This window comes from Gordonia sp. DT219, assembly GCF_049847065.1.
Classification (GTDB): domain Bacteria; phylum Actinomycetota; class Actinomycetes; order Mycobacteriales; family Mycobacteriaceae; genus Gordonia.
The window spans coordinates 486,645-500,787 of record NZ_JBNCNR010000001.1; the positions used below are offsets into that span (position 1 = coordinate 486,645).

A 14,143-nucleotide genomic window follows, 5' to 3' on the forward strand; every position below is an offset into this window, starting at 1 on the left:
TCGGCCCGGCACCGCTTCGGCAGTGCCGGGCCGAGTTGCCCCTACCGTCGGCGCCGGTGGCCGGCCGGTTGCCCGGATAAGTGTGTCCGAGATGCCACTGTGGCATCGAGCCGGGATACTGAAACCATGAGCTCATCCGATCCCTCACACGGTGCCCCGGACTGGCGTCCCTCGGTTTCGATCGTCGGTCACATCGCCGTCGACGACGAGGGCCGTGCCCTGACCGAGCCGTTGCGCGAGGACATCCGCCTACTCGGCGGGATTCTCGGCGACATGGTGCGTGAGCACTCCGGGTCTGCGGTCTTCGATCTGGTGGAAACCGCGCGCGTCGCGGCGTTCCGGATTCGCCGGGCCGAGATCGACCGGGACGAGCTGGCCGATCTCTTCGTCGACCTCGACATCGCCGTGGTGATGCCGATCATCCGGGCCTTCAGCAACTTTGCGCTGCTGGCCAATCTCGCCGAGGACATCCATCGCGAACGGCGGCGGATGATTCACGTCCGCGCCAGTGACCCGCCGCAGGACAGCAGCCTGGCGGCCACGTACGGCAAACTCGCGGCCGCGGTGCTCGATGACGATGAGGTCGGCCGTGCCCTTGCCGACGCCACAGTGGTGCCGGTCATCACCGCCCACCCGACCGAGACCCGGCGCCGCTCGGTGTTCGACGCACAGAACCGCATCACCGAGCTCATGCGGTTCCGTGCACGCACCGAGCTGACCCCGGACGAACAAGCCGACGTCACCGAAGGCATCCGGCGGCAGATCCTCACGCTGTGGCAGACCGCGCTGATCCGTCTCGAGCGGCTGACCATCCAGGACGAGATCCGGACCGGGCTGCGATACTACGACGCTTCCTTCTTCGAGGTCGTGCCCAAGATCAACACCTCGGTGCGGGCGGCGCTGCGGCACGCCTACCCGGATGCGGGTCTGGCCGACGAGCCGATGCTGCGGATGGGTTCCTGGATCGGCGGCGATCGTGACGGCAATCCGTTCGTCACCGACGAGGTCGTCGAACTCGCAACGACTCTCGCGGCGCGGACCGCGATCGGTCACCACTTGTCCGAACTGGAGAAACTCGGGCAGGAACTGAGCATGTCGACCCGGTTGATGTCGCCTTCGGACGCGCTCTTCGATCTCGCCGGAGTGCCGCGCGACGACCCGGCTGCCGACGAGGCGTTCCGGTTGGCGTTGCGTCACATCCGTTCCCGACTGGTGGCCACCGCGACCGGCCACTTCGGCGAGGAGGTCATGAAGACCTCGGATCTGTTCCTGCTCGACGGTGCGCCCCCGTACGCCACGGCCGACGAACTGCTGGTCGACCTCGACATCATCGATGGCGGGCTGCGAGCGGCCCGCGACGACATCATTGCCGACGACCGGTTGCTGGCGCTACGAGAAGCAGTGCGCACCTTCGGGTTCCATCTGTCTGGGCTGGACATGCGACAGAACTCCGATGTCCACGAGGAGGTCATCGCCGAACTACTGGCGTGGGCCGGGGTGCACCCGGACTACCGTTCACTCGACGAGGATGCCCGCGTCGAGATCCTGACCCGGGAGCTCGCCGCGCGGCGACCGTTGACCCGGTCCGACGCCACGCTCTCCGACTTGGCAACCAAAGAACTGAACATCGTGCGTGCGGCCGCGACCGCAGTGGCACGATTCGGTCCCGAGTCGGTGCCCAACTACATCATCAGCATGTGTACGTCGGTCTCGGACATGCTCGAGCCGATGATCCTGCTCAAGGAGGCGGGCCTGATCGACCTGGACGGTGCGGCCGGCGCACTCACCTCGACCGTGCGCATCGTCCCACTGTTCGAGACGATCGAGGACCTGCAGCAGGGCGCGGAAACGCTCCTGGCCGCACTGGACATCCCGTTGTACCGCGGCCTGGTGGACGCACAGTCGGGCATGCAGGAGGTCATGCTCGGCTACTCCGATTCCAACAAGGACGGCGGGTACATGGCCGCCAACTGGGCGCTGTATCGCGGCGAGCTCGACCTGGTGGAGGCGGCGACGAAGGCCGGAATCCGATTGCGGCTCTTCCATGGCCGTGGCGGCACCGTCGGACGCGGCGGCGGACCGAGCTATGACGCGATCCTGGCCCAGCCGCCGGGAGCGGTGCAGGGGTCACTGCGTATCACCGAGCAGGGCGAGATCATCGCGGCCAAGTATGCCGAGCCGGTCAGCGCCGAACGCAACCTGGAAACGCTGCTCGCGGCGACGATCGAATCGTCGTTGCTCGACGTCGAGGGCCTCGGCGAGGACTCCGCGGACGCCTACACCCACATGGACGAGATCGCCGCGCTCGCGCGGGCGGCCTACAGCGAGCTCGTGCACGACACACCGGGTTTCGTCGAGTACTTCACCACCTCGACTCCGCTGTCGGAGATCGGCGCGCTCAACATCGGCAGCCGTCCGGCCTCGCGTAAGCAGACCGAGAAGATCTCCGACCTCCGTGCCATCCCATGGGTGCTGTCGTGGACCCAGTCTCGTGTGATGCTGCCGGGCTGGTACGGCACCGGTGCCGCGTTTGCGCAATGGATCGGTGACGACGAGGCGCGACTGGCCATCCTGCAACGGTATTACGAGAAGTGGCCGTTCTTCCGCACCGTCATGTCCAACATGGCCCAGGTCCTTGCCAAGTCCGACATGGGGCTGGCGCATCGTTACGCCCAGCTCGTCCCCGATGAGACGTTGCGCGACAAGGTCTTCGGCATGATCGCCGTCGAGCACGAGCGCACCATCGCGATGTACGCGGCGATCACCGGGACCAACGATCTGCTCGCCGACAACCCGGCGCTCAAGCGATCGGTCTACAACCGCTTCCCGTACCTCGAGCCGCTGAATCTGCTGCAGGTCGAGTTGCTGCGCCGCTTCCGTGCCGGTGACGACTCGCCCCGCCTCCGCCGCGGCATCCAACTCACCATGAACGGTCTGGCCACCGCGCTGCGCAACAGCGGGTAGACGCAAACCGGCCGGGCGGTCCGATCAGCCCTGTGGCAGTGACGCCGCCGCCGCCCGGTCGAGAAACCAGATCGTCTCCGCGGTGCCGTGCGCGCCCGCACACGGCCAGTCGGACGGATCGGCGCCCGCGTGGGCCGCGGCCACCGCCTCGGCCTTGTCTGCACCGGCGACGAGAAACCAGACGGCGGTGCTGCGGTTGACGACCGGTAGCGTCAGGGTGATCCGTCGGGGTGGGGGTTTTGGTGAGTCCCGAACTGCGACAACGGATTTTTCGGTCTCGGCCGTCGCGGATGTGTGCGGGAACAGGGAATTGATGTGCCCTTCACCGCCCATTCCGAGCAGATGGATATCGAAATACGGCGTGATGTCGTCACCGGCATGCGCGAGGAGCGTTGCCGCGTAGGAGGCGGCGGCCGCATCGATGTGGTCGCCGTACTCGCCGTCCGAGGGCGCCATCGGATGAACTCGAGCCGGATCGATCGGAACGTGGTCGAGTAGGGCCGCACACGCTTGTCCGTAGTTGCGCTCGGGATCGTCGGCCGGCACGAATCGGTCGTCGCCCCAATAGATGTCGACCTTCGACCAGTCGATGCCGCCACTGTCGGCGGCCAGCGCCGCCAGAATCGCGATCCCGTTGCTGCCGCCGGTCAGCACCACCGACGCCACGCCCCGGTCCCGTTGGGCGGCACCGATGACGTCGACGAAGCGGCGGGCCGCCGTGTCGATCAGCGTCTTCTTGTCCTCGAAAACCAGTGTCTGCGGGGTCATGCAGGTTGCCCCTCTCGGCTCAGTTCGACCGCGCCACGCAAGGCCTGCTCGTACACCTCATCGGTATCGAGACGACGTAGCTCCTCGGCGAGGTAAACCGGCAGATCACGATTGGTCATCGCTACCCGGCCGTCGGGTTTACCGGGTACGGAGATCACCGCATTGCCGTTCTGGTCGATGGACAGCACCGTCGCACCGTGCTCGCGGAGCAGACGCACCTCGAAACTGCCGATGGAACGGGTCGTCGGCACGCCCAGCGCCGAGTGCAGCCACCCCGCGAGCAATTCGATGCCGGGCGACTGAGCCGGCCCGGTGACCACCACCGACTGAATCGCGGTGTGCGGCGGGCGATCGACGGCCGACGCGATGAGCGCCCGCCAATGCGTGATCTGGGTCCAGGCCAGATCGGAGTCGCCGGGGGAGTAGGTCGCCAAGCGGCGCTCGAGCACGCTGTCGGGGTGAGTGGATTTGCTGGCATCGAGAATGCGGCGGCGACTGATCCGACCCATCGGGTCGGCGGCCGGGTTCTCCGGCGCCGCACCCGGCCACCACACCACGATCGGACAATCGGGCAGCAGGAACGGTGTGACCACACTGTGCGGCTGATCGGCCAACGGACCAGACATCGACAGGATCACCACTTCCGATGCGCCTGCGTCACCGCCGACCCGGATCTGGGCGTTCAGCAGCGACTCACTCTTGCGGGATCCACACGCCAGCACGATGACGCGACTGGGATGCTCACTGCTGGCGCCGATCGCGGCCTCGATCGCGGCCTCGGTAGGCTCGCCGTGTTCGGCCACCACCACCAGGGTCAGCACTCGTCCGAGGCTGATGGCGCCGCCGGATTCGCGGAGCTCGACCATCTTCTTGGCGACGTGATTGGTCGAGGTCTCGGGCATGTCGATGATCATCGGTGTCCTCTCGCGGCCGAACTCACGGACGCCGCCAGGCGCGTCCGGTCCGGTCCATCATGTCGTCGGCCGACTTCGGGCCCCACGTGCCCGCCTCATAGATGTCGGGCTTCCCCGATTGCGCCCAGCTGTCGAGAACGGGATCGAGTATCTCCCAAGACAATTCGACCTCGTCGTTCACCGGGAACAGTGACGGCTCGCCGAGGAGTACGTCGAGAATGAGACGCTCATAGGCCTCGGGAGACGCCTCGGTGAAGGCCGTGCCGTAGCTGAAGTCCATGTTGACGTCACGGACCTCCATACTCGAGGCCGGTACCTTGGAGCCGAACCGCAAGGTGATGCCCTCGTCGGGCTGAATCCGGATCACCAAGGCGTTCTGCGACAGCTCCTCGGTCATCGTCTTGTCGAACGGCAGATGTGGCGCCCGCTTGAACACCAGCGCGATCTCGGTGACCCGGCGGCCCAGGCGCTTTCCGGTGCGGAGGTAAAAGGGCACGCCTGCCCAGCGCCGTGAGTCGACCTCGAGCGCGATCGCCGCGTATGTCTCGGTGGTGGAATCGGCGGCAAAGCCCTCTTCGTCCTTGAGACCGGGCACCTTCTCGCTGCCCTGCCATCCGGGACCGTACTGGCCGCGTGCGGTGTTCTCCTCGATCGGCAGAATGTTGCTGGTCGCCGCGAGCACCTTGATCTTCTCGGCCTGTAACTGCTTGGGCTCGAAGGAGATCGGCTCCTCCATCGCCACCAGCGCCATCAACTGCAGCAGATGGTTCTGGATGACATCACGGGCGGCGCCGATCCCGTCGTAATAGCCGGCGCGCCCACCGAGACCGATATCCTCGGCCATGGTGATCTGCACGTGATCGACGTAATGCGAACTCCACAGCGGATCGAAGAGCTGATTGGCGAATCGCAACGCCAAGATGTTCTGGACCGTCTCCTTGCCCAGGTAGTGGTCGATGCGGAACACCGACGACTCCGGGAAGACGGCGTTGACGATGGCGTTGAGCTCCTTGGCCGACTCCAGGTCGTGGCCGAACGGCTTCTCGATGACCACGCGCCGCCAGTGGTCCTCGGGCTGACCGGACACCGGCGCGCTCGCTCGGCCCCCGATGCCGGTTCTGTTCGCCCCGCCTGCGGCCAGACCACTTCGCTCGAGTTGCTCACACACCGTCGGAAACGCCTTCGGCGGGATCGACAGGTAGAAGGCGTAATTGCCGTCGGTGCCGCGCTCGTTGTCGAGATCGGTGAGCGTCGCCTTCAGTCGCGCGAACGCATCGTCGTCATCGAAGGAACCCTGGACGAAGCGGAAACCCTCGGCGAGACGTTCCCACACCTCTTCCCGGAATCCGGTACGTGCGTGCTGGCGCACCGCGTCGTGGATGACGGTGGCGAAGTCGTCGTCATCCCAGTCGCGGCGGGCGAATCCGACGAGGGCGAACGACGGCGGCAACAACCCGCGGTTGGCCAGGTCGTAGACCGCCGGCATCAGCTTCTTGCGGGCCAGGTCACCGGTGACGCCGAAGATGACCAGACTGCACGGCCCGGCGATGCGCAGCAGCCGCTTGTCCCGCGGATCACGAAGGGGATTACGCCATTTCGCTGGTCCGGTGGGCACCGGCTCACGCCTTCTTTGCCGCGTCGAGCTGTTCGGCGGTGGCGGTGAGCAACTCGTTCCATGAATCCTCGAACTTGCTCACGCCCTCGTCCTCGAGGACCACGAACACGTCCGTGATGTCGACGCCGGCCGCCGAGATCGCGTCGAAGGTCTGCTGGGAAGCCGCCGCGGTTCCGACGATCGAGGAGTTGTTGACCCAGCCGTGATCGGCGAAGGCGTCCATCGTCTTGCCGGGCATGGTGTTGACCGTATTCGGGGCGACGAGCTCGCTGACGTAGAGCGTGTCGGGGTAGTCGGCGTTCTTGGTGCCGGTCGAGGCCCACAGCGGCCGCTGCGCGTTGGCGCCCTTGGCACTGAGCCCCTGGAAGCGCGGTTCGACCTCGAAGATCTCCTGATAGGCCGCGTAGGCCAGCCGGGCATTCGCCAGTGCGGCCTTACCCTTGCGCTCGGTGGCGTCGGTCGTGCCGATGGCATCGAGCCGCTTGTCGACCTCGGTGTCGACGCGCGAGACGAAGAACGAGGCGACCGAGTGGATCTTCGACACATCGTGACCGGCCTGTGCCGCCGCCTCGACACCCGACAGGTAGGCGTCCATGACGCCCCGGTAGCGCTCGACGGAGAAGATCAGGGTCACGTTGACGCTGATGCCCTCGGCGATCACCCGGGAGATGGCCGGCAGACCGGCTGCGGTGGCAGGGATCTTGATCAGCACATTGGGCCGGTCGACGATCTTCCACAGCTCGATCGCCTGGGCGACCGTCTTGTCGGTGTCGTGGGCCAGCCGCGGATCGACCTCGATCGACACCCGGCCGTCGACACCGTTCGACGACGAGAACACCGGCGCCAACACGTCACACGCGTTGCGGACGTCGTCGGTGGTCACCGTGCGGATGGTGGCGTCGACGTCGGCGCCCCGTGCGGCGAGTTCGTTGACCTGTGCGTCATAGGCGCTGCCCTTGGACAGTGCCGCCTGAAAGATCGACGGATTGGTGGTGACGCCGACCACCGATTTGGTGTCGATGACCTCCTGCAGACCGCCCGAGGCGATCAGGTCACGGGACAGGTCATCCAGCCACACCGATACCCCGGCGGCGGACAGTTCGGCGAGCTTCTCGTTCTGGGTCACGGTTCTCTCCTGGTTTCCATCACGTTCTCCTTGTGGGCAACGCGATCTCGGTGATGTCGGTGTGGCGGAGGATGAGTGGGCTACTTCACGACGCGCTCGGCGGCCGCGGTGAGCGCGTCGGCGGTGATGCCGAATTTCTCGTAGAGCACCTTGTAGTCGGCGGATGCGCCGAAGTGCTCCAGCGAGATGATGGCCCCGGTGTCGCCGACGATCCGGTACCACGGCATGGCGATACCGGCCTCGATGGAGACGCGCGGCACCGACGGCGGAAACACCGAATCGCGGTAGTCCTGCGGCTGCTCGAAGAACCACTCGAAGCACGGCATCGAGACCACACGGGCCCGGATCCCCTTGTCGGCGAGCGTTTTCTGCGCCTCGACGGCGAGCTGTACCTCCGAGCCGGTGCCGACCAGCACGACCTGCGGGTCGCCGTCGGATTCGGCGAGGACATACGCTCCCGCCGCGACGCCGTCGTAGGAGGTGCCCGCGAGTACCGGCACGCCCTGACGGGTCAGGCACAGACCCACCGGGTGATCGCGACGGGTGAGCACGTGTCGCCACGCGTGGGCGGTCTCGTTGGCGTCGGCCGGACGCACCACGTCGAGATTCGGGATGGCGCGCAACCCCGCGAGGTGCTCGACCGGCTGATGGGTCGGACCGTCCTCACCGAGACCGATCGAGTCGTGGGTCCACACATAGATCGGGTCGATCTCCATGAGCGCGGCCAACCGCACCGCCGGACGCATGTAGTCGGCGAACTGCAGGAAGGTGCCGCCGTAGGCGCGGGTCGGCCCGTGCAGCACGATGCCGGCCAGGATCGAGGCCATCGCGTGCTCACGGATGCCGAAGTGCAACGTGCGACCGTAGGGATCGGCCGTCCACTTCTTGGTGCTCAGCGACGACGGGCCGAACGAGTCGACCCCGTCCATGGTGGTGTTGTTGGAGCCGGCCAGGTCGGCCGAGCCACCCCACAGCTCGGGTAGCAGCGGGCCGAGCGCGGAGAGCACATCGCCCGATGCCGCGCGGGTGGCGATCGCCTTGCCGCCCGGCTCCCAGGTCGGCAGCACCTCGGTCCAGCCCTCCGGGAATTCATGGGCCCAGAGACGGTCGAAGAGCGCTTTGCGTTCCGGGTTGGCGCCGGCCCAGGCGTCGAAGGTCTTCTGCCACTCGGCGTGCGCATCGGCGCCACGTTGTACCAGGCCACGGGTGTGGGCGAGTACCTCGTCGGAGACCTCGAAATTCTTGTCGGGATCGAAGCCGAGAACCTTCTTCGTCGCGGCCACCTCGTCGGCGCCGAGGGCCGAACCGTGGATGGCGCCGGTGTTCATCTTGTCCGGGGCCGGATATCCGATGATGGTGCGCAGCACGATGAGTGAGGGCTTGTCGGTCACCTTCTTGGCGGCCTCGATCGCGGCTTCGATCGCGGTGACGTTCTCGCCACCCTCGACGTGCTGGACGTGCCATCCGTAGGCCTCGTAGCGCTTGGCGGTGTCCTCGGTCAGCGCGATCTGGGTGTCGTCCTCGATGGAGATGTGGTTCTTGTCGTAGAAGAGGATCAGGTTGCCGAGCTGCTGCGCGCCGGCCAGCGACGACGCCTCGGAGGTGACCCCCTCCTCGATGTCGCCATCGGAGGCGATCACGTAGATGTGGTGATCGAACGGGCTGGTACCGGTCGCGGCGTCCGGATCGAACAGGCCGCGTTCGTAGCGTGCGGCATATGCCATGCCCACCGCCGACGCCAGGCCCTGGCCGAGCGGACCGGTGGTCATCTCGACGCCGCGCGTGTGATGCAGCTCAGGGTGGCCCGGGGTCTTGGAACCCCAGGTGCGCAATGCCTCGATGTCGGAGAGATCGAGGCCGAATCCGCCGAGGTAGAGCTGGATGTACTGGGTCAGGCTGGAATGCCCGCAGGACAGAACGAACCGGTCGCGGCCGACCCAGTGGGTGTCGGCGGGATCATGACGCATCACGTGCTGGTAGAGCGTGTAGGCCAACGGGGCCAGGCTCATCGCGGTGCCGGGGTGGCCGCTGCCACACTTCTGTACCGCGTCGGCGGCGAGGACACGAACGGTGTCCACGGCTCGCGAATCGACCTCGGTCCACCAGTTCGGGTGGTCCGCCTCGGTGAGTTCGCGGATCTCGTCTGTGTCAGCCACTGTCCTGCAGTCTCCTGTTACCTATCGGGGTGCGTGCGATCGGAATACGGGCATATGAGAGTCGGCGCCACCCGTGGACGGAACCGAAGCCGCCGCATGTGGTGTACGTCGGAATAGCCTCACGCGTCCCAGAGTAATCGGCCACACACGTCCTACGCCGGGCAACCTTCCCGCAGCACCGGTGTTCTGTGGATGCGGCGCCGCGGCAACGTCCCGCACACCCGGTGCGACGACGGCAATTCTTCGATCGGATGGGGCAGCGTCTACCATGCTGTGTAGTAGGTGTGGCGCGCGTTGTGAAGCCGGTCAACTGCCCTCAGTGCGTCGTTCGGGCAGGCGAGGAGTGGACGTGAGGATTGGGGAACGTGTGAGCGGAGAAGGCGCCGCTGCCGCCCGGTACACCCCATCCCGTGAGTCCTCCTCGGACCACGAGACCGAGCCCTCGGATCGCGAGACGGCGTTCGGGCTGACGTCTCCTTCTGACCCGGCCGCGACCACCGAACCGGCCGCGACCACCGAGCCGGCCGATGACACCGTTCCGAACGGGGCGTCGTGGCCGGCACGCGTCCGCGGCATCGTGATGGCCTATATCGCGCTCACCAAGCCACGCGTCATCGAACTGCTCCTGGTTGCGACGATCCCGGTGATGTTGCAGGCCCATCGCGGGCATGTCGACATCGCGGTGATCCTGTTCACGTTGCTCGGTGGCTGGCTCGGGGCGGCCAGCGCGAACACTCTCAACATGGTCGCCGACGCCGACATCGACAAGAAGATGCGTCGCACCGCGCGTCGACCGCTGGCCCGCCGGGCAGTGGCCACGCGCAGCGCGCTGATCTTCGGGGTCGTGCTGTGGGTGGCGTCGTTCCTGGTGCTGTACTTCGCCGCGAACCTGCTCAGCGCACTACTGGTGACCGCGACGATCGGTTTCTACGTCGGCGTCTACACGTTGATCCTCAAACGCCGCACCTGGCAGAACGTGGTGTGGGGTGGCGCGGCCGGCTGCATGCCGACGCTGGTCGGCTGGTCGGCGGTGACCGGCACGCTGAGTTGGCAACCGGTCGTGCTGTTCCTGGTGATCTTCTTCTGGACGCCGCCGCACACCTGGGCGCTGGCGATGCGCTACCGCGAGGACTACAAGGCCGCGGGTGTCCCGATGCTGCCGGTCATCGCCTCCGACGAACGTGTCACCCGGCAGATGCTGTTCTACACCTGGGCCACGGTGATCGCCTCGCTGGCGTTGATCCCGGCGGCGAGCTGGATCTACGCGGCGGTCGCGGTGCTCGCCGGGGCCTGGTTCCTCAATCGCGTGCACAAGCTGTACCGCGACACGCGCCGGGGCGCCGAACTGACCCCGCTGAAGATCTTCCTGCAGTCCAACGAGTACCTCGCGTTGCTCTTCTGCGGTCTCGCGATCGACGCGGTGGTCAACCTGCCCGTCATCGCCCACGCATTCGGCTGAGCGGGTCGCCGGCCGGTCAGCCGGGGATGAGCACCGACGTTCCGGTGGTCGCGCGGCCCTCCAGATTTGCCTGTGCCTGCTGCGCGTCGGCGAGCCGATACCGCTGACCGATCCGGACGTCGACCCCGTCGGCCAGCGCTCCCAGATACTCCGAGGCGCGCCACGCCAATTCGGCGTCGTCGGCGATGAAATGGCCCAGGGTGGGCCGGGTCACCGACAGCGAGCCCTCCACGTTGAGGCGTTGCAGATCGAACGGCGGCACCGGACCGCTGGCCGCACCGAACAACACGACGGTCCCGCGTACGCCCGTCGCGGCGAGGGACTGGTCGAAGGTGTCGGCACCGACCCCGTCGTAGGTGACGCGTACCCCTTCGCCGTCGGTGAGGTCGCGAACCCGGTCGACCAGGTCGTCGCCGTAGCGCAGTACGTGGTCGGCGCCGGCGGCCGCGGACAGCTGTTCTTTCTGGTCGGTGGAGACGGTCGTGATGACCCGGAGCCCCTTGCGCTTGGCGAGCTGGGTGAGGATCAGTCCGACGCCACCCGCGCCGGCGTGCAGCAGGATCGCGTCTCCGGCGGCGGGGTGCGCGCTGCCGTCGAGCAGGTAGTGCGCGGTCAGGCCGCGCAGCAGGGAACTGCCCGCCACCTCGTCGGAGACACCGTCGGGTATCCGTACCGCCCGCCGGGCCGGGACGGCGACCAGTTCGGCGTAGCTCGCCGGGGCGTCACACCAGCAGACCCGGGTACCCGGCTGCAGGTCGGTGACCTCTGAGCCCACGGCGACGACCTCGCCCGCCCCCTCCGTGCCGGGCACGTAGGGCGGCTGGGACGGATACACGCCGCGGCGCAGGTAGGTGTCGACGAAGTTGACACCTACCGCCGCGACACGGACCAGGACCTCGCCCGGAGCGGGGATCGGGTCGTCGACCGTGCCATAGCTCAATACTTCGGGACCGCCGTGCCGGGTGACCTGTATTGCGCGCATGGTTCGTTTCTACACCCGGGTACTCGCCCCGGCCGTCGATGCTCCAGTCGCTCAGGGCTTCTCGACGCTGCCGGTGACCGGGGGTTCGACCGACCACGGGAAGTCGATCCAGCGGGCGGTGGTGCGCCAGCAATAGTCGGGTCTGGTGATGGTGTGCGGCTTCTGGTAGATCACCGCGTTGCGGACCTCGGCGACGCGGCCCTGTTGTCGACAGAAGTCGTCGACGAGCGCCAGGGTCTTGCCGGAATCGGCCACGTCGTCGACGACGAGTACCTTCTGATCGCGCAGGCCGCTGCCCTCGAGCAGCGACGGCAGCATCACCGGTTCGGCCAGTGTCTCGCCGATACCGGTGTAGAAGGTCACATTGAGCGAGATCATCAGTTTGCAGTCCAGGGCGTAGGCGATGGCGCCGGCGGGGATGAGGCCACCGCGGGCGATGCCGAGGATGATGTCGGGCACGAAGCCGTCGTCGGCGACCTGTTGGGCGAGGTCGCGGCACGCCCGGCCGTTCATCTCCCAGGTGAGTGTTTCGCGCGCGGCGGGTGCGGGTGTGGTCATGAAAGAGACTCTGCCAAGCTCCGGCAGGATTCACACGCCGACAGCGTGGGAGCGCCGGGACGGGCGCCGGGGTCCTGACGCCCGACGGTATGCTCGACGATCATGAGCGAGCAGTCCGCAGCGCAGCACACCGATACCGCCCAGCACACCGAAACCGCAGGCACCCCCGCGGTGCGCATACCGCGCGAGGTCGTGTCGTCGATCGAGAAGTTCGCCGCCCGTGAGGGCGGATCGGCCAAGGCCGTCCTGGCGCCGGTCGGGGCTGCCGGCGTGCGGATCACCCTCGTCGGCGAGAAGGGCGGCATCCTCGGGGATCGAGTCGTGCCCGACCTCGAGACGGCCAAGGCCGTGGTGGCCGCCGCGACCGGCGTCGAGACCGCCGAATGGGATCGCGACCTCACGTCGTCGGCCGACGTCGAACCCGGACGGTATCGGAAGATGGCCGGCTGGGTGGCCGGACAGAAGCGATTTCCGAAGCCGCGTAACCGGGCGATCCTCTGACGGTCCGGCGAACCCGCCTCGTCTCACGCGACGGGAGTCGGGTCTGCCTCGTCGTCGGAGGCCTGCTCCGAGCGCCGGAACCACAGCACCAGCCAGGTCGCTCCGATCAAGAGCAGGGCGCTACCCAGCATGTGTGCCAGCACCAACAGGATCGGCAGATCGGTGACGTACTGGACCACCCCGATGACGCCCTGCAGGACGAGCAGCACGGCATAGATCAGAGCCGCTCGGGATTGCGGCATCCGCATGACGCGCGTCAAGACGAGGACCGCCACGGTCAGGCCGACGAGCACGAAGACCGAGTCGGCGTGTAGTTGGGTCACCTGTGAGGGGGTCAGCCCGTTTCGCGGTGCCTTGACGTCGCCGGCATGCGGTCCGGACCCGGTGACCACCGTGCCCAGGTAGATCGCGATCCACGTCACGGCGTAGACCAGCCATGCCAACACCAGTCCGCCACGCGAAGCGACCCCCGGCGTCGACAGTTCCCGTGGGTAGGGCGTGGTCCGGAAGACCAGCACCGTGGATCCGGAGACCAACAACATCGACAGCAGGAAATGCAGCGCGACGATCCACGGATTCAGGTCGGTGAGTACGGTGATGCCGCCGACGACCCCCTGGAAGGGGATGCCCAGGGCGAGGAGGGTGACCAGGGTCCGATTACGGGTTGTGGCCGAGGCCTGCCGCCACACCGCGATCCACGTGGCGATGGCGACGACGATGAGTACCCACGTCAGCATGCGATTGCTGAATTCGATTGCCGCGTGATATCCCATCGCCTCGTGGGGGACGAACGAACCCGAGGTGCACTGCGGCCAGGTGGGACACCCCAGACCGGAACCGGTCAACCGGACGGCGCCGCCGGTGACGGTGATACCGACATTGGCGACGAGTAGTGCGATCGCCCAGCGATGCACGAACCGGACGGTCGGCCGACCGAAACCGGGTATGCGGGCCAGCGCCGAACCGGGCGACGGGGCGATGGGAGCGCGTGCCTTGTCGGCGGCGGGCGGTGTCTTCTCGGAGGTGGTCATCGTCAATCCCGGGATAGTTGGGGTGTCGTCGGGGCGGGGTGGTCATGCAGGACGGGTCATCCGGTACCG

Annotated in this window: 11 protein-coding genes; 3 read left to right on the plus strand and 8 right to left on the minus strand. The window is 67.1% G+C overall.

From position 1 onward, the window contains the following. The first annotated feature begins 126 nt into the window (after positions 1-126). Positions 127-2,964: a phosphoenolpyruvate carboxylase gene (gene ppc / locus ACPXB3_RS02380; RefSeq protein ID WP_425702817.1), complete on the plus strand. Its 2,838-nt coding sequence runs from the start codon at positions 127-129 to the stop codon at positions 2,962-2,964. Between the two features lie 24 nt (positions 2,965-2,988). Here the strand turns inward: ppc and pgl are convergent, their stop codons facing one another. The 5 genes from pgl to tkt all read right to left on the minus strand — a co-directional run bounded on the left by pgl (position 2,989) and on the right by tkt (position 9,543). Then, on the minus strand, positions 2,989-3,732 hold the full coding sequence (gene pgl / locus ACPXB3_RS02385; protein WP_425702815.1) for a 6-phosphogluconolactonase: 744 nt from the start codon (positions 3,730-3,732) through the stop codon (positions 2,989-2,991). After that, positions 3,729-4,646 (minus strand): glucose-6-phosphate dehydrogenase assembly protein OpcA, encoded by a 918-nt coding sequence (locus ACPXB3_RS02390; RefSeq protein ID WP_425702813.1) that lies wholly within the window; start codon positions 4,644-4,646, stop codon positions 3,729-3,731. The genes pgl and ACPXB3_RS02390 overlap by 4 nt, the downstream gene beginning before the upstream one ends. A gap of 22 nt (positions 4,647-4,668) precedes the next feature. Next, positions 4,669-6,261 (minus strand): glucose-6-phosphate dehydrogenase, encoded by a 1,593-nt coding sequence (gene zwf, locus ACPXB3_RS02395; RefSeq protein WP_425702811.1) that lies wholly within the window; start codon positions 6,259-6,261, stop codon positions 4,669-4,671. A 4-nt stretch (positions 6,262-6,265) separates the two neighbouring features. Beyond that, positions 6,266-7,387 (minus strand): transaldolase, encoded by a 1,122-nt coding sequence (gene tal, locus ACPXB3_RS02400; RefSeq protein ID WP_425702809.1) that lies wholly within the window; start codon positions 7,385-7,387, stop codon positions 6,266-6,268. An 80-nt stretch (positions 7,388-7,467) separates the two neighbouring features. Beyond that, a complete protein-coding gene (gene tkt / locus ACPXB3_RS02405; RefSeq protein WP_425726216.1) occupies positions 7,468-9,543 on the minus strand; it encodes a transketolase in 2,076 nt (691 codons plus the stop codon). 466 nt (positions 9,544-10,009) lie between these two features. Between tkt and ACPXB3_RS02410 the strand changes: the two genes are divergently transcribed. Further along, the gene (locus ACPXB3_RS02410; protein WP_425726418.1) at positions 10,010-11,002 is read left to right on the plus strand and encodes a heme o synthase; all 993 of its coding nucleotides are present in this window, start codon (positions 10,010-10,012) and stop codon (positions 11,000-11,002) included. Positions 11,003-11,018: 16 nt separating this feature from the next. Here the strand turns inward: ACPXB3_RS02410 and ACPXB3_RS02415 are convergent, their stop codons facing one another. Both ACPXB3_RS02415 and ACPXB3_RS02420 read right to left on the minus strand, forming a co-directional pair. After that, positions 11,019-11,984: a quinone oxidoreductase family protein gene (locus tag ACPXB3_RS02415; RefSeq protein WP_425726218.1), complete on the minus strand. Its 966-nt coding sequence runs from the start codon at positions 11,982-11,984 to the stop codon at positions 11,019-11,021. 51 nt (positions 11,985-12,035) lie between these two features. Then, positions 12,036-12,542: a phosphoribosyltransferase gene (locus tag ACPXB3_RS02420; protein ID WP_425726220.1), complete on the minus strand. Its 507-nt coding sequence runs from the start codon at positions 12,540-12,542 to the stop codon at positions 12,036-12,038. Between the two features lie 102 nt (positions 12,543-12,644). Here ACPXB3_RS02420 and ACPXB3_RS02425 point away from each other — a divergent pair, with 102 nt between their 5' ends. Next, positions 12,645-13,043, plus strand: a complete 399-nt coding sequence (locus tag ACPXB3_RS02425; RefSeq protein WP_425702801.1) for a hypothetical protein — start codon at positions 12,645-12,647, stop codon at positions 13,041-13,043. Between the two features lie 23 nt (positions 13,044-13,066). On the opposite strand, the gene ACPXB3_RS02430 is transcribed toward ACPXB3_RS02425, so the two are convergent. Further along, positions 13,067-14,074, minus strand: a complete 1,008-nt coding sequence (locus ACPXB3_RS02430; protein WP_425726222.1) for a COX15/CtaA family protein — start codon at positions 14,072-14,074, stop codon at positions 13,067-13,069. Positions 14,075-14,143: the final 69 nt, after the last annotated feature.